The sequence below is a fragment of the Confluentibacter citreus genome, from assembly GCF_002807055.1.
Taxonomy (GTDB): Bacteria; Bacteroidota; Bacteroidia; order Flavobacteriales; family Flavobacteriaceae; genus Confluentibacter; species Confluentibacter citreus.
On record NZ_NIXN01000001.1, the window covers coordinates 125,666 to 142,593 of the forward strand.

Below are 16,928 nucleotides of genomic sequence, written 5' to 3' on the forward strand. Positions count from 1 at the left end.
GTCTTTTGCAACATTAAAACACTAAAATTCCTTAGTTTTATTGCAAGATAAAAATTAAGCAAATAAGACAACAATGACTAAACTGAAATTTACTATACTAATCGCTTCATCGCTTTTACTAAATTGTTTTTCGCAATCCGAAAAAAAAGAATCAATAATAGCAACAAATGCAACATTAGAATTGGTTACATCCGATTATGAATTTGCCTTTACAGAAGGCCCTATTGCTGATAAAAAAGGTCGCGTATATTTTACAGATCAACCCAAAAACAAAATTTATATCTGGGATGAAAAAAAAGGAGTTAGTCTCTATACTGAAGACGCTAAAAGAGCTAACGGTTTATTTTTTAATGCCAAATGGGAATTATTTGCTTGTGCTGAAGAGAACAACCAAATTGGTTATTTTGATAAAAATAAAAACTTTCATGTGGTTTTTGAGAACTATGATGGCAAGCATCTTAACGGACCTAACGATTTATGGATTGCTCCTAATCAAGGCATCTATTTTACCGATCCATATTGGCAACGACCATTTTGGTCAAAAGACCATAAAGAAATCCAAGACACAAAAGGAGTATATTATATAAATCCAAAAGGGGAAACCATCAGGATTATAAATGATTATAGAATTCCAAACGGTATTATAGGAACTCCCGACGGAAAAACTCTTTATGTTGCTGATATGGGAGCAAGGGAAACGTTTAGGTATGACATTCAACCCGATGGCTCCATAACAAATAAAACGCCATTTGTAAAATATGGGAGTGATGGTATGACTATAGATAATGAAGGTAATGTTTATTTGACCACCTCAAATAAAGTCATGGTTTTTAATCCACAAGGCGAACTTCTTGAGGAAATTACAGTTCCCGAAGCACCTACCAATGTATGTTTTGGGGGAAAAAAACGAAATATTCTTTTTATTACTTCAAGAACCACTAATTATACATTAAAAATGAACGTGAAAGGAGTGGATAAGGTATAAATTAAAAGTTTATAATTTTAAATTCAGTTGTTCGTTTATAATTAAAAAGACTATGCGAAAATCTATACTTATTGCAATTATATTTCCTTTACTGTCTTTTGGTCAAGCAAACAAGTTATTAAGGCAAGGTTTAAAGTCAACAAATTTTAATGAGCAAATTGAACTCTTTACTCAAGTCATTAAATTAGAACCAAAAAATCTGGATGCTTATTTTTATAGAGGACTAGCAAAATACAATTTGGGTGAATACACAAGTGCCATTTTAGATTATACCAATGTTATATTTTACAAGCCAGATGCCGATACATACTACAATAGGGGCAATAGCAAATTTGCTCTTGAAGATTATGTTGGCGCTAAAGAAGATTATACAAAGGCCTTAGAATTAAACAACAGGCTTATAGATGCTATTTATAATTTAGCGCTAGCAAACGTTTACTTAGGTGAATTTAGTGAAGCCATTGTACACTTTGATAAAATTACCAATCTATTCCCTGGTGATGCTAATGTTTATAATCAAAAAGGGATGGCCTACATGGAACTTAAAAATTATAAAGAAGCCTTTAACAACTTTACCAATAGCATTTTATTAAATCCGAATACCAATGCCTTTTACACTCGGGGCATTGCACTGTTAAGTATTAATTATTACAAAGAAGCAAAAGCCGATTTTTACAAAGCTATAGAACTTGACAAAAATAATTCGCCTTGTTATTTTTATGCCGGTGTAACCAATCTTTTTTTAGGTGAGTTTGTTCCTGCGGTTACAGCATTTACCGAGTCTATTAAATTTGATGCTTTAGATTTTGATGCCTATTTAGGACTAGCCATGGCCCAATACAAGGCTAATGATAAAATACAAGCCAAAATTAATTTTCAGAAGGCAAAAAGTATTATCAGTCCAAATGCTTCTAATACTGATAGTATGGACGTTTTCAACAACACCTATTGGTATAAAAACCAATCTTTTTACTTTAATGATATGTTTAAAGAACTTAATGCTTTATAGCAGCTATCCTTTGTACTTTAAAGGCAAGTATACCAGTTTTTTAGTTTCGTAAAATTCTTCTGAGAAATAATCGCTTAAATTATAAACCACAATGTTTTTATAATCTTTTAGTTCTTCCTCAAGGTCTCCTCCCTTCAAATATAAAACGCCATTTTTGATGGTGTGCTTTTGTTCTTTAGCTATTTTACCTTTAGTCCAATGTACAAAGGTTGGCATAGCCGCTACCGCCCTACTTACTATAAAATCATAATGACCAGTAATATCTTCAACACGGCTATTAGTGGTTTTTACATTTTCTAAACCCAAACCTTCAACAACCTCATCAACAACCTTTATCTTTTTTGCTATGCTATCAACCAAATGAAATGAGGAGTCGGGAAACATAATGGCTAAAGGAATACCTGGAAAACCACCACCCGTGCCCACATCTAAAATATTACTTCCTTCGTTAAAACTTATAAACTTAGCAATCCCTAAAGAATGTAAAACATGTCGCAGATAAAGTTCATCTATATCTTTTCTTGAAACCACATTTATTTTTAAATTCCAATCTTCATAAAGTGATTGCAAGGCCGTGAATTTTGTTATTTGGTCTTCAGTGAGATGTGGGAAATATTTTAAAATAAGCTCCATTTACTTCAAATTTTGAGCAAAAATATACTTTTTACAGTCATAAATTTAATAAAAAACGTTATTAGTATAAACTGGTTTATACCTATCTTTGCACCGCGTATGGTATAACGCCGAAAACCAAATATCATATTTAATTAATAGCATGAATAAACAAGCACTTTCATTTTCAAGAACAGATTCAGCAAACTTTTTTAGAACGCTTAATAAGCGTGTTAATGATTACTTTAAGGAGAATAATATAAAACGTACTGGTAATTGGAATATTTGGTTAAAAACCGTTGTCATGTTTTCTTTGTTTTTAACACCCTACTTTTTACTATTAACATTAAACATGCCTGGCTGGGCACAATTATTACTGACCATTGTGATGGGTATTGGCATGGCGGGTGTCGGTATGAACGTCATGCACGATGGTAACCATGGATCTTTTTCTAACAAGGAGTGGATAAACCGTTTAATGGGAAGTAGTATTTACATTCTTGCTGGTAACACTTATAACTGGAAAGTACAACACAATGTTCTGCACCATACCTATACAAATATACATGGGCATGATGAAGATTTGGATGCTGGACGTATTTTGCGTTTTACTGAACACACCGAATGGAAATGGCATCATAAATTTCAGCATTATTACTCTGTTTTACTATACGGCTTGTTAACCATTAACTGGGCCATTACTACAGATTTTCTGCAAATGAGACGTTATATGAAACGCAAATTATCTTATGGTAAATTCCCTAACCCAACATGGAACTGGAGCAAACTTGTTATATCTAAAGTAATCTATGTAAGCATTTGGATTGTTATACCCATGCTCGTTTTAAGTATTGCTTGGTGGAAAATACTTATTGGTTTTTTTATAATGCACTATACTGCTGGTTTAATTTTAAGTGTTGTGTTTCAATTGGCACATGTTATGGAAGATGCCGAGATGCCTTTACCCGAAGCAGATGGCACCATGAAAAACACTTGGGCTGTACACCAACTTAAAACAACCATTAATTTTGGCACAAACAGCAAAATTGTAAATTGGTTTACCGGTGGCCTAAACCACCAAGTAGAGCATCATATATTTCCAAATATTAGCCATGTTCATTATACTAAAATATCTAAAATAGTTAAGGAAACAGCGAAAGAATTTAACTTACCTTATAACGAATATCAAACAACCCGTAAAGCCATCGTCGCTCACTTTAAACACTTAAGGTACATGGGCATGAAACCAGCTTTACAAGTCTAACCATTATTATTTATTTAAATGCAATTACTATCCGATAGAATTTTAAACATGGCTACGTCTGCAACTTTAGCAATGGCCGCTAAAGCTAGAGAGCTTAGAACTGAAGGAAAAGACATTATTGGTTTAAGCCTTGGCGAACCAGATTTCCATATTCCAGATTTTATAAAAGACGCCGCCATTCAAGCCATTAATGAAAATTACAATTCTTACTCACCTGTTGATGGCTACGTAGAGTTAAAACAAGCTATTATCACTAAATTTAAACGTGATAACAACTTAACTTATACTCCTGGCCAAATAGTTGTATCGACTGGAGCTAAACAATCTTTGGCAAATATTGCTGCGGTTATGACCAACAAAGGTGATGAGGTAATAATACCTTGTCCGTATTGGGTTAGTTATGCCGACCTTATAAAACTTAACGATGGTATTCCTGTAGAAGTTGCAACATCTATCGACACGGATTTTAAAATGACTCCGGCCCAATTGGAAGCTGCTATCACACCAAATACTAAAATGATTTGGTTTAGCTCGCCTTGTAACCCAAGTGGGTCTATTTATAGCAAAGATGAATTAAGGGCTTTGGCAGATGTATTGGTAAAATACCCTAACATTTATGTTGTATCGGATGAGATTTACGAACATATTAATTATGTAGGCAAACATGCGAGCATGGCTCAATTTGAAGACATGTACGACCGCACCATTACCGTAAACGGGGTATCGAAAGCGTTTGCTATGACAGGGTGGCGTATTGGATATATTGGTGCACCAGAAAAAATTGCGCGTGCTTGTAACAAGATGCAAGGACAGATTACGAGTGGTGCCAATTGTATTGCTCAACGTGCTACAATAACTGCTCTAAACGAACCACCATCTAGAGTGCAATATATGATAGATGAGTTTAAAGTACGCCGTGATTTAATTATAGGATTACTTAGCGACATAGAAGGTTTTAAAACTAATACCCCTGAAGGTGCGTTTTATGTATTCCCCGATATTTCTTATTTCTTCGGAAAAACAATAAAAGGCATGACCATAAATAATGCTTCTGATTTCTCCATGTTTTTATTGGAAAAAGCATTAGTTGCCACAGTTGATGGAGAATCGTTTGGAAATCCAGATTGTATTAGAATTTCTTATGCAGCTTCACAAGAACAAATTATTGAAGCCATTAAAAGAATAAAAGAAGCTGTGAGTTAAAGAAAACAGCATTAATAAAAAAGCCGCTAATAATATTAGCGGCTTTTTTTATGCGAAAATGATAAGCTATACTCTTTTTAAATATCAAGTTTATAATAAAAAAACTGCCTAGAGTTTTATAACGTGTTTTTAATTCCCAAACTAATACAAGTCATTCCTTTAATAATTCTAGACAGTTTGTTTTAATAATTCTCTTTTTCAATGAAGCTTAGACAACAACTATAAATTTAAATTCTATTGAGTATTACAAACAAATAATTATATCACATACTACTAAAATAAATTATATAGTCTTATCCATATTGTTGTTATAAATGATTACGCGATGGGTCATATAATTTAAACAAATGTAATAGGCACTCGCTTATATTTAATTACACAATTCTAATGAAATATTATAAGATTCAATGAAATGGTACTTAAACGAATCCCATGCAATAAGATTAGTTAATTATATATTACATACAGAAATATTATCAGCTTTGAAATTGTTCCATTAAACAATATTTCTCTAATATTAATAAGAATGCCAAGACTGCTTTGTTAAACAAACAAACAATACCAGTTATAATGTTCATGTAATTTCGCAAAAACCACATTTAAAATTTATTAAGTTGATAAATTCAACGAATAAACATGTAAAAAGACCTTTATAATTCTCATATTATATTGACATATTGTACTTTAACACCTTAAAGATTACCATATATTGTAGAGATGCCATGGACTTGTTCAAATTTACATTATCGTTTTTAGTCTTATTTGGCTCCATAACTTCCTTTTCACAAAATGAAGCCAATAATTGGTACTTTGGGGAAAATGCTGGCATGGATTTTAATGATGGGATGGTAGCGGTTTTAAATGATGGCGCCATGGATACCCCTGCCGGATGTTCTACCATATCAGATACTGATGGCAATTTGTTATTTTACACCAATGGCCAAACGGTTTGGAACAGGAAACACGAAATTATGGCTAACGGCACCGATCTAGCCGGAGATATAAACCATGTACAGTCTTCCCTTATTGTTCCAAAACCAAATGACCCTGACACCTATTATATATTCACGACACGGTTTTTGTCATCTGTAAATCCAACGCAAAGACCTGGGCTATACTACTCTGAGGTGACATTTTCCAATGAAAACCCTTTGGGAGCGGTATCTATCAAGAATACACGTTTGATACATACGTCAAGCGAACGCTTAACGGCCATACATGATGCCGCAACCAATTCCATCAAAGTGATTACATTTGGAGCCTTTCCGCCAAGTGCCATAAACAACACCTTTTTTATTTTTAATGTTACCGAAAACGGGGTGGACCGGATACCAAAAATATCCCAACATAATGATTTAGTTTCCATAGTGGGGGCGCTAAAAATATCACCTGATGGAAAAAAAATAGCACTTGCAGATTTTACCGGATACTTTATCTATTTATATGATTTTGATATCAGTAATTTAACAATGACCTATGACACCACGATAAACCCTAGTATGATATTGGATCCTCGTTCTCCTTATGGACTGGAATTTTCCCAAGATTCTAAAATTCTATATTTCTCTGTTACTAACCAAAGTAACATAGGCTATCTATACAAATATCTTTTAAACAATAAAATGGACCCAGCCAATGAAAAAATATTAATTTCTAGTTCTTCAGAAATCAATTTTGGTTCTTTACAATTGGCGACAAACGGAAAAATATATGTTGCCAATTATGTGCCTGGAAAACCTGCTATTCCATTCAACAGAATAGGTGTAATCAATGATCCGGAGAATTTTGAGAATCCAGATTATGAGTCTACATCTATCAGTTTAAGGAATAGCAATTCACTTAAAGGCCTTCCTAATTTTATTACCTCATTTTTAAGAAATAGAATCATTACGGAAAACAAATGCCTTAATGAGCCATTGGAATTTATAACGGACACCTATGCGCCTTTGGATGCCATATTATGGGAGTTTGGGGACGGCACTACCTCAACAGATTTTGAACCCGCCCACCAATATACCACCAGTGGGACTTATATGGTAAAGGCCACGATTTATTTCAATAACCAAACCAACGAAATCTTTAAGGAAGTTGAGGCATATCCGGTTCCTGAAATTGCTCCAAACGAAACACTTTTACAGTGTGATACTGATAACGATGGCATCATTTTAATAAATCTAAACAATATTGAAGATAAGGTTTTAAACTATACTAGGGATTTTGAATTTTCATTTTTCCACTCCTATAATGACGCCATAAATGAGTCAAATGAAATAGTAAATCCAGAAAACTACACAACTTCTTTTGACGGCAATAATCTGGAAGAAATCTTTGTTAAGATCATCACTGAGCAAGGCTGCTATACCATAAGCAATTTTTTTATTGAGGCCATTTATAATGAGCTTACGGACATACCGCCCATGTACGCCTGTGAAAATTCAGATTTTAAATTCGATAATCAAGAAGGACGTTTCGATTTGGGCGTGAAGGCAGAGGAAATAAGGGCACAGTTTAATCTCCCGCAATCCTCCTCAATAAGTTTTTATGAATCTTCCCTGGATGCGCAAACAAAAACAAACGCGCTGTGGATAAGCCATGAAAGCGAATCTACCCGTCTTTGGGCAAGGGCCGAAACAGAAGACAATGATTGTGCAGGTATAGGTTCCTTTGATATAGTTGTTAACGATGCCATTGAATTGGATGTTGAAAAAACATACACCATTTGTGCCCTTGAACCATCCATTCTGCTGGACGGAAATCAAAACAACAATGCTTGGGAATGGTTTGATGGTAACGGAACTATTATTTCCACAAATAGAACTATAGAACTGACGCAGCCGGGGAATTATTCCGTAACCGTTTACAATACCGAGAATGGTTTAATATGCCCTTTGACTAAAAATTTCACTGTCAATCCGTCAAAATCCGTGATTTTCGATGAAGTAATATCAGGAGACAACCAAATATACGTTTCCGTAATTGGAGATAGCAGCTATGAATATTCCATAGATGGTGTTAATTATTTTGGGAATGGAAAAGCGTACACATTTAGCAATGTAAGTGCAGGCTTATATACCGTGTATGTTCGAGACATTAATAATTGTGAAAGCCCCATAAGCACTAAAACTTACTTTATTGGTTATCCGAGATTCTTTTCGCCCAATGGGGATGGGTATAATGACACATGGAGGATAGAGGGCATTTCAGGTGACTTTTATCTATCCGCGGACATATATATTTTTGATAGATATGGAAAAGTCCTTTACTATATGGATCTAGCTTCAAACCAAGAGGGGTGGAACGGTCAGTTCAATGGACAACTCCTTTCTTCCGACGACTATTGGTTTAAGGCAACTTTAGTAGATATTGAAAATAAAACGTTCGTTAAAATGGGTCATTTTACTTTGAAGTATTAGAATTAAATCCCAAGCAAAATCACCTATTCCTCCAAAAGAAAGGCGTGAATAAAATAAGTACCGTAAAGAGTTCCAATCGTCCAATAAGCATTAAAAAAGATGACCACCATTTTGCCAACGGTGGTAATGCCGAATAATTATTAACAGGGCCGAAATTACCAAGTGCCGGACCAATATTGCCCAAACTTGAAGCTGATAAGCCAATTGAAGATTGAAAATCTATTTGAAACATAGAAAACACCAAAGCACCAATTATAAAGGAAATCATATACAGTATAAAGAATGCCAAAATATTAAAAACGATAAATCTATTAATGGCCTTATTATTATAGCGAACAGGTACGATGGCATTTGGATGGAGGGTACGCTTAAATTCCAAAAAACCATTTTTAATAAGAATTAAATGCCTTACCACTTTCACACCACCTGCCGTACTTCCTGCAGAACCACCCAAAAACATAAGTCCGAAGAAGAAAACCACCAAGAAAGGTGTCCACAACGTATAATCTGCAGTTATGAAACCAGTAGTAGTTATAACGGATAGTACTTGAAACAAAGCGTGTCTAAAAGCACTTTCCGCTTCTCCCCATACCATAGGATGCTCTATGGACGAGATGGATACATCTGCCCTAAAATAAATGATAAGTGCCGCTATTATTGTAAAAACAAGTACGAACTTAAAATACAATTTAAACTCTTCATCATTGATTATTTTTTGAACTTTCCCTTTAAAGGCAAAATAACTAAGAACGAAATTAGAACCAGCCAAAAACATAAATAAAACAATAATATATTGAATAATGGGTTGATGGTTCCAATAGGCTACACTTGCATTTTTTGTTGAAAACCCACCAGTGGACAAGGTTGCCATAGAATGATTGATAGCATCAAAGAAAGACATCCCCGCTAGGTTGAGCAATAATGTTTCGGCAATAGTGTAACCAAAATAAATTAACCACAAACGTTTCGCAGTATCCGTAATTCTAGGATGTAATTTATCACCACTGGGGCCAGGTGCTTCGGCCGCAAAAAGCTGCATACCTCCAATACCTAGCAAAGGCAAAATAGCTATTGCTAACACAATAATACCCATACCACCAATCCAATGTGTGGTACTACGCCAGAATAAAACACCTTTGGGTATTATTTCAATATCATTTAAAATAGTGGCTCCGGTTGTTGTATAGCCAGAAATAGTTTCAAAAAAAGCATTTGTAAAATTGGGAATACTACCTGTTAATACGTATGGTAACGTGCCCGATAATGACATAATAATCCATCCAAAAGCAACCACAATATAACCATCTCGTTTATTTATTTCTTTTTTATGGCTTCGAGTAATTAACATAACGACCACCCCAGCAACCAAAGTTAAAATACCAGCAAGACATATGTGAAATGTGACTCCATCTTTATAAATAAAACTTATAAGAGCAGACAATAACATAAAACCGCCATTAAACAATAATAGCAATCCTAAAAAGTGAAAAATGATTTTATAGTTAAGTTTCAATTATATTTTATTTATTTTATGTGCCACAAATACACCAATTCTTTTAAAATGTTTGAAATATTAACACTACTGAATTTAGGCATAATAATTTTTACAAGAAAAATTTTTCTACCCGTTTTATAGACTGAAGCAAACAACAAACCACCACACGATCGCCTTCTTGAATTTTAAAACTACCAAGCGCTATCATTCCAACACCATTTCTAATTACCCCTCCAATAATGGCTGTTCTAGGAAAATCAATGGATTTAATGGTTTTATTACAAACAGCAGAGGTTGCTTTCACTTCAAATTCCAATAACTCTGCATTCAAATTGCTGAGTTTCGTCATGGCAACCACCTCTCCTTTTCGTATGTACCTAAAAATATTATTGGCAGCCAACAATTTTTTATTAATTAATGTATCGATTCCTATGGATTGCGATAGCTCAAAATAATCCATGTTTTCTACTAAAGCAATGGTTTTTTTCACCCCTTTCGATTTAGCGACCAAACAAGACATTATATTAATTTCAGAATTGGCTCCAACAGCAATAAAAGCATCCATATCAGCAATGTTTTCTTCATCTAATAAATCCACATTACGGCCATCGCTATTTATTACCAAAACCTTAGTTAATTGTTCGGCAAGATCAAACGCTCTATCTCTATTTTCTTCTATGAGCTTAACATTAAAATCCTTTTCACTTAAATCCCTAGCCGTTTTAAATCCAATTAGGGTGCCACCTAAAATCATGACGTTTTTAATGGTTCTATTAATCTTTCCTGTAAGTCTGCAAAGCTCGTCTGCGCCGCCTTCAGATGTTATGAAAACCACACTATCTCCACGTTTAAACTTAGTATCTCCTCTGGGTATGATAGTGAACTGCGTTCCAAAACGTTGAATGGCGATGGGCACAAAATGTAGTTCTGGGAAGATTTCGGCAGCCTCTCTTACTGTTTTTCCAACAAATGAAGCCGATCTAGAAAGTGTTAAACCTGCCATGGTGAGTGCGCCACCTTCAAACTCGTAATTTTCATTGAAAGATGATTGTTTTAATGATAGTTCAATTTCAGAAGCCGCTAATGCTTCTGGTGAAATCAACTCATCAATACCAAATTTTGTAAATCCTACTTCATCCTTGTGTTTTATAAATTCAGTATTTGAAATTCTGGCAATGGTTTTCTTAGAGCCTAACTGCTTAGCTAAAACACATACCGTAATATTTGTAGTTTCACTAGACGTTACGGCTATAAATAAGTCACACGTTGCAACACGCGCTTCCTTTAAAATTGCAATAGACGTAGCATCTCCTTTAATAACCCTAATGTCTAAATGGGTGTCTGCGTATGCTAAACTAGTCTTATTTGGATCTATTAAAGTAATCTCTTGAGATTCATACGACAATAATTTGGCTAAATGAAACCCAACTTCACCAGCACCAGCAATAATTATTTTCATCCGTTTACATTATTTTAAATTTCGGGCATCCCGATAACTATCGGGAGCAACACCCTGAAAAATCATCCTCGTATGTATATGTGATACCATGGTGTTTCATTTGTTATGTGTCATAAAAAGTATAACAAATATACTATAAATTAAATATTACGTTTTACAATTATTTATAACTGTGTTGTTTAATATTTTTTAAAGATTTATTTTTCATATTTATAATATAATATACGCAATAGACCCAATTAATTATTTTGATTTTGATAGACATTTAAAAGCTGAAATAAATTATGTAGGTTTGCCAAAAAAAATAGCGATTTGTCAAAGATAAAACCATATAAGGATAGCGAGTTAGGTAAAAAAGAGCAGGTTACAAAAATGTTTGATACCATTTCTGGAGACTATGACGGTTTAAACCGAGTCATTTCTTTTGGAATTGATATAAAATGGCGCAAAAAAGTAGTCAATATTGTAAAAGAAACCAACCCTAATACCATTTTAGACATTGCCACAGGAACTGGCGACCTAGCCATTGCTTTAACAAAAACCAATGCTACTCAAATTATTGGATTGGATATTAGCAATGGTATGCTTGAAATTGGGAAAGAAAAAATAAAAAAACAAGGCTTAGAAAACAAAATTCAGATGGTTTTGGGTGATTCTGAAAACATGCCTTTTGAGGATAATACATTTGATGCCATTACAGTGAGCTTCGGAGTTAGAAACTTTGAAACTTTAGAAAATGGTTTAAAAGAAATCCTTCGCGTTTTAAAACCTGGAGGCTGCTTTGTTATTTTAGAAACATCGATGCCTACAAAAACACCTTATAAACAAGGGTACAATTTTTACACAAAAAACATTTTACCGGTTATTGGACGGCTGTTTTCAAAAGACAAAAGTGCCTACACATACTTATGCGAATCGGCTTCTATGTTCCCATACGGAGAGGCTTTAAACAATATTTTGCGTAAAATTGGGTTTATTAGTGTTAAAGATTTTCCGCAAACGCTTGGTGTGGCAACCATATATGTGTCATCAAAATAATTTTATGAAGCACCTTTTTATATTATTATCGTTTTTAATCCTATTCCAAACTTCCAACGCACAGCTATTCAGAAAAGAAAAAGTGAGTTATGATGCCAATCAAGGAAAAGGATCTACTGATTATAATTTGCTAAGATGGGGCTATTTTTTAGGATTTAATAGCTACGATTTTAATTTTGACTATAATCAAGATTTAAGGGATATTTATGTAAAAAGAAGTGCTGGTTTTAATGTTGGCCTTATTGGAAATTTAAGAATCAATGATTATATTGATTTACGCCTAGAACCAGGTTTATTAATCACTACAAGAGAGTTATATTACAGTCAAACTTATTTTATTGGAGCACCTACAAGTTCTGATTTAATACGAGAGGTGAAATCTACATACATACATTTACCGTTATTGGTTAAGTTTTCTACCAAACGCATTAACAACTTTAAACCTTTTGTTGTAGGTGGATTTTCAACGGCGCTAAATCTTTCCAGCAATGAAGATAACCCAGACGACAACAGAAATGGGCAATTTAGAACTACAAAAAACACACTGTTCTATGAGCTAGGATTTGGTATTGATTTTTATTTATATAATTTTAAATTCACGCCTTCCATTAGAGGTGTATTTGGTATTAATGATGAGCTTGTACCAGACCAAGACCTAAATAGTCCATGGACTAGCAATATTAATAGTATGAAAACACGAGCGATTCTCATAAACTTTACGTTCCAATAAAATATTGTTTATTGTTTAGATGTTTTGTTGTTTATCCGTTTTTAAACACTTAACTTTCTTCTAAATTCGCTGAGCAAAATAGCGGTTGCAGTTGCCACATTTAAACTTTCGGTAACTTGAATGTTGCCAAATCTAGGAATTGCTATTTTTTCATTAATTAAGACTTCTAAATCTTTAGAAATACCATTGGCTTCGTTGCCTAAAACCAAAACACCTTTTTTAGGCAAACTTTTGTTGTACACATTTTCGCCATCCATAAAGGTGCCAAAAATAGGCATGGCAACTTCTTTTAAAAACGATGGCAAATCTGCATACGTAATATTTACCCTGGTTATAGAGCCCATCGTGGCTTGAATGACTTTCGGATTAAAACAATCTACCGTTGCATTACTACAAACCAAATCTTTAACCCCAAACCAATCACAAAGTCGGATGATGGTGCCTAAATTACCAGGGTCTCTTATATCATCCAAAACCACAATCAATTCATTGGTATCAATAGGTTTTGATGTTGGTATTTTAAAAATGGCAAGTGCTTTATTGGGGGTAGTCAAAAAGCTTATGCGCTTTAAATCGGCTTCAGAAATTAAAATTTCATCCCAATAGCCATCTGTGTTGGCATCATTCTTGAAGCTTTCGGTTGTGAAAAGAGTATAAAGCTGTATATTAGAGCTTAAGAGTTCCCTAATCGTTTTAATGCCTTCAACAACAAAAAAACCATGTAACAGCCTATACTTTTTTTGCTTTAAATTAGTTATTAATTTTATTTGATTTTTAGATAGTGATTGAGACACAATGCTAGGTTTATTTTGATTTATAAAGAAAGTGAAAAAATATTCAACCCCTAATTTATATCATTTTTTATTTAATTATTTTTAAGCATAAACAATCATACTTATAAAATACACACAAGCGAAGATGCTAATTAAAAAAAATAGAAACAAAGAGATGAAATATTAGTATTTTTGAATCCATATTAAAAAATATTTTAAACCCTTTTTATTGGTTTCACCACCAAATCGAACAACTTTAATTAATTAAAATTTTCATCTGAAATGAGCAATGAAAAGTTCTAAAATAAAACATCATGTTCAATATAAGAATTCCATCTGACCAATTTAAAAAAATAGAAATTAGCAGATGAAAAATCAACTCTCAAAAATAGTATTATTTATTATCACTATACACTTAATATCCTGTGATAGCACAAAAAGAGTTGCTGAAAACGAGTATTTGCTTACTAACAATACGGTTTATGTAAATGGCAAAAAAGACAAATCTGAAACCATAACCAATCTAATTTCACAAGAGCCAAATCAAAAAATTTTAGGATTTCCATTGCGCCTTCACTTTTATAATTTGGCTAGACCTAACATAGATTCTATCTTAAATACAAATCTTGATAAAAACCCTAAACACAGGGAAAACTTAGAAAGTCTTCTGTCTAAAAAGCAATTGGATAAATACATCCAGTCTCGTACTAATTTTAATAAATGGATAAAAAAAACAGGAGAAGCCCCTGTAATAGTTGATGAAGGCAAAGCCATAAGCTCGGTTAAGAGGCTTCAAGATTATCATATAAATAATGGATGGTTTGATGTTGAAGCTTCTTATGATATTCAAAAAAAAGAAAATAAAAGTGCCGATATTGAATACAAAGTAGAAACAGGCAAAGCATTTATTATTGACTCTATTTCTGAAGACATTTCAACACCGATAATTGATACTCTTTATAAAAGATCAATTAAAAAAAATTCTTTAATAAAGCAAAACGAGCAATATAAGACGGTGAATTTTGAATTGGAGCGTAACAGAATTTCAACGGAGTTACGCAATATGGGCATATTTCATTTTGGTCAAGATTATATAACCATGGAAATGGATACCATAGGCACAAATAAAAAGGTAAATGTTGAAATACAAATTCAAGATAGGGCCATAAGAACACAAGATACCACTGTTAGGGTCCCTTTTAAAGTCTACACTATTGATGAAGTAAAAATAATTACAGACTATACTTTTGAAAACAGCGGAAAGCCATTTCAAGATTCTGTTTCTTATAATAGCTTTAAATTATATAGTTATGGAAAAATGCGATATCGCCCAAAGGCTTTAACCGATGCTGTTTTTATTTCTCGTGGAGAAACTTTTAGGGATTTAGACAGAACGAGAACCTATAGCTATTTAAATGAATTGCGCACATTTAAATACCCTAATATTGAGTATGTTGAGAATTCTGATAATACACTTAGTACGACCATTAGTTTAACACCATTAAAAAAATTCAGTTTAGGTTTTAGCACCGAAGTATCGCAGAGTAATATTCAATCGATTGGCTTATCGTTAAATCCCAGCTTATTAATTAGAAATATTTTTGGAGGCGCGGAAACCTTTGAGATTTCTGCCATTGGAGCTATAGGGTCTTCCAAAGGCCCTTCAAACGACAAAAACTCCAATGACCCTTTCTTTGATATCAATGAATATGGCGTTGATTTAAAATTAACCATTCCCAGATTTTTCACTCCTTTTTATACAGAGGGCATTGTACCAAAATATATGTCGCCTAGCACAAGAATGAGTTTATCCACTACCAGTCAAACCAATATTGGGTTAGATAAACAAACCTTTAATGGTATTGTTAGTTTCAACTGGAGGCCATCTTCAAAAGTGACCAATAGGTTAGATGTATTTAATTTACAATACATAAGAAACTTGAATGTAGGTAGGTATTTTGATGTTTATAGAACATCATTTAATTCGTTAAATGAAATAGCAAAAGATGTTAATTATATTAATCCAGATGACAATTTAATTACTGAAGAAGCAGACACCTTTATTGCATATGCTTTAGCAACACCAACACCGGGCGGAATTTCAGAAAACCAACTGAGAACCATTAACAACATAGGCGAGAGGAAAAACAGGCTGACTGAAAACAACTTGATTATTTCATCAAGTTTTAGTTTAACCAATGATGAACGTGTGAGCTTATTTGATGATGATTTTTCGATTTTTCGATTTAAATTGGAAGTTGCAGGAAACCTATTATCTTCAGCTTCAAAACTTATAGGTCTCGAAAAAAATCAAAATAACAACTATGAAATTTTCAATGTTGCCTATTCCCAATTTGTAAAAACCGAATTAGATTACGTAAAACATTGGAATTTAGGTAAAAAGAATATTCTTGCCATGAGAACCTTTTTTGGTATAGCCATTCCATATGGTAATTCAAATAACATTCCTTTTTCAAAAAGTTTTTTCGCTGGTGGCCCCAACGATAACCGTGCTTGGACAGCTTATAATTTAGGACCTGGAAGTTCCCAAAGTCTAAATGAATTTAATGAGGCCAATTTAAAACTCGCATTTAGTGTTGAACAACGTTTTAACTTATTTGAGAGCTTGAATGGTGCCGTTTTCGTTGACACTGGAAATATTTGGAATGTTATGGACAACGTTACTACAGAAGGAGCCACATTTAAAAACTTAAGCTCTTTAAAAGATATTGCTATTGGCTCTGGTTTTGGACTCCGCTATGATTTTAGCTTCTTTGTTTTTCGTTTTGATGTTGGTTTTAAAACCTATGACCCCTCATATCCAAGTGGAGATAGATGGTTTAAGGATTATAATTTTGGAAACGCCGTTTACAACATTGGTATAAACTACCCTTTTTAACCTATTTTATAAATACTTACACTATAACGTTTTCGCGTATTTTAAGCT

Annotated in this window: 12 protein-coding genes; 8 read left to right on the forward strand and 4 right to left on the reverse strand. The window is 33.5% G+C overall.

What is annotated here, in order from left to right; genetic code table 11:
- The first annotated feature begins 73 nt into the window (after nt 1-73).
- Together CDH49_RS00510 and CDH49_RS00515 are read left to right on the forward strand one after the other, a co-directional pair.
- Entirely contained in the window at nt 74-985 is a 912-nt protein-coding gene (locus tag CDH49_RS00510; protein WP_100613369.1) for an SMP-30/gluconolactonase/LRE family protein, read from the forward strand.
- Nucleotides 986-1,037: 52 nt separating this feature from the next.
- Nucleotides 1,038-1,994, forward strand: coding sequence for a tetratricopeptide repeat protein (locus tag CDH49_RS00515; protein WP_100613370.1), 957 nt, complete (start codon nt 1,038-1,040; stop codon nt 1,992-1,994).
- A gap of 3 nt (nt 1,995-1,997) precedes the next feature.
- On the opposite strand, the gene rsmG is transcribed toward CDH49_RS00515, so the two are convergent.
- Nucleotides 1,998-2,627: a 16S rRNA (guanine(527)-N(7))-methyltransferase RsmG gene (gene rsmG / locus CDH49_RS00520; protein ID WP_100613371.1), complete on the reverse strand. Its 630-nt coding sequence runs from the start codon at nt 2,625-2,627 to the stop codon at nt 1,998-2,000.
- A gap of 142 nt (nt 2,628-2,769) precedes the next feature.
- Between rsmG and CDH49_RS00525 the strand changes: the two genes are divergently transcribed.
- The 3 genes from CDH49_RS00525 (at nt 2,770) to CDH49_RS00535 (ending at nt 8,486) form a co-directional block, all read left to right on the forward strand.
- Entirely contained in the window at nt 2,770-3,870 is a 1,101-nt protein-coding gene (locus tag CDH49_RS00525) for a fatty acid desaturase family protein (protein ID WP_100613372.1), read from the forward strand.
- An 18-nt stretch (nt 3,871-3,888) separates the two neighbouring features.
- Entirely contained in the window at nt 3,889-5,073 is a 1,185-nt protein-coding gene (locus tag CDH49_RS00530; RefSeq protein ID WP_100613373.1) for a pyridoxal phosphate-dependent aminotransferase, read from the forward strand.
- Nucleotides 5,074-5,795: 722 nt separating this feature from the next.
- Complete coding sequence (locus CDH49_RS00535) at nt 5,796-8,486, forward strand: T9SS type B sorting domain-containing protein (RefSeq protein ID WP_100613374.1); 2,691 nt, start codon at nt 5,796-5,798, stop codon at nt 8,484-8,486.
- A gap of 19 nt (nt 8,487-8,505) precedes the next feature.
- Here the strand turns inward: CDH49_RS00535 and CDH49_RS00540 are convergent, their stop codons facing one another.
- Both CDH49_RS00540 and trkA read right to left on the reverse strand, forming a co-directional pair.
- The gene (locus CDH49_RS00540; RefSeq protein ID WP_193434705.1) at nt 8,506-9,999 is read right to left on the reverse strand and encodes a TrkH family potassium uptake protein; all 1,494 of its coding nucleotides are present in this window, start codon (nt 9,997-9,999) and stop codon (nt 8,506-8,508) included.
- 91 nt (nt 10,000-10,090) lie between these two features.
- Nucleotides 10,091-11,440, reverse strand: coding sequence for a Trk system potassium transporter TrkA (gene trkA, locus CDH49_RS00545; RefSeq protein WP_100613375.1), 1,350 nt, complete (start codon nt 11,438-11,440; stop codon nt 10,091-10,093).
- 312 nt (nt 11,441-11,752) lie between these two features.
- On the opposite strand from trkA, the gene ubiE reads away from it, so the two are divergent.
- Together ubiE and porT are read left to right on the forward strand one after the other, a co-directional pair.
- Nucleotides 11,753-12,478 (forward strand): bifunctional demethylmenaquinone methyltransferase/2-methoxy-6-polyprenyl-1,4-benzoquinol methylase UbiE, encoded by a 726-nt coding sequence (gene ubiE / locus CDH49_RS00550; protein WP_100613376.1) that lies wholly within the window; start codon nt 11,753-11,755, stop codon nt 12,476-12,478.
- A gap of 4 nt (nt 12,479-12,482) precedes the next feature.
- Nucleotides 12,483-13,208, forward strand: coding sequence for a type IX secretion/gliding motility protein PorT/SprT (porT, locus tag CDH49_RS00555; protein ID WP_100614426.1), 726 nt, complete (start codon nt 12,483-12,485; stop codon nt 13,206-13,208).
- A gap of 41 nt (nt 13,209-13,249) precedes the next feature.
- Here porT and CDH49_RS00560 read toward each other — a convergent pair whose 3' ends face one another.
- Complete coding sequence (locus CDH49_RS00560; RefSeq protein WP_100613377.1) at nt 13,250-14,002, reverse strand: TrmH family RNA methyltransferase; 753 nt, start codon at nt 14,000-14,002, stop codon at nt 13,250-13,252.
- A 346-nt stretch (nt 14,003-14,348) separates the two neighbouring features.
- On the opposite strand from CDH49_RS00560, the gene tamL reads away from it, so the two are divergent.
- A complete protein-coding gene (tamL, locus tag CDH49_RS00565) occupies nt 14,349-16,880 on the forward strand; it encodes a translocation and assembly module lipoprotein TamL (protein ID WP_100613378.1) in 2,532 nt (843 codons plus the stop codon).
- Nucleotides 16,881-16,928 lie beyond the last annotated feature (48 nt).

Bases quoted from the DNA above. Each gene is read 5' to 3' on its own strand.
- CDH49_RS00510 (WP_100613369.1), top strand. From the start codon at position 74: ATGACTAAACTGAAATTTACTATACTAATCGCTTCATCGCTTTTACTA.
- CDH49_RS00515 (WP_100613370.1), top strand. From the start codon at position 1,038: ATGCGAAAATCTATACTTATTGCAATTATATTTCCTTTACTGTCTTTT.
- rsmG (WP_100613371.1), bottom strand. From the start codon at position 2,627: ATGGAGCTTATTTTAAAATATTTCCCACATCTCACTGAAGACCAAATA.
- CDH49_RS00525 (WP_100613372.1), top strand. From the start codon at position 2,770: ATGAATAAACAAGCACTTTCATTTTCAAGAACAGATTCAGCAAACTTT.
- CDH49_RS00530 (WP_100613373.1), top strand. From the start codon at position 3,889: ATGCAATTACTATCCGATAGAATTTTAAACATGGCTACGTCTGCAACT.
- CDH49_RS00535 (WP_100613374.1), top strand. From the start codon at position 5,796: ATGGACTTGTTCAAATTTACATTATCGTTTTTAGTCTTATTTGGCTCC.
- trkA (WP_100613375.1), bottom strand. From the start codon at position 11,440: ATGAAAATAATTATTGCTGGTGCTGGTGAAGTTGGGTTTCATTTAGCC.
- porT (WP_100614426.1), top strand. From the start codon at position 12,483: ATGAAGCACCTTTTTATATTATTATCGTTTTTAATCCTATTCCAAACT.
- tamL (WP_100613378.1), top strand. From the start codon at position 14,349: ATGAAAAATCAACTCTCAAAAATAGTATTATTTATTATCACTATACAC.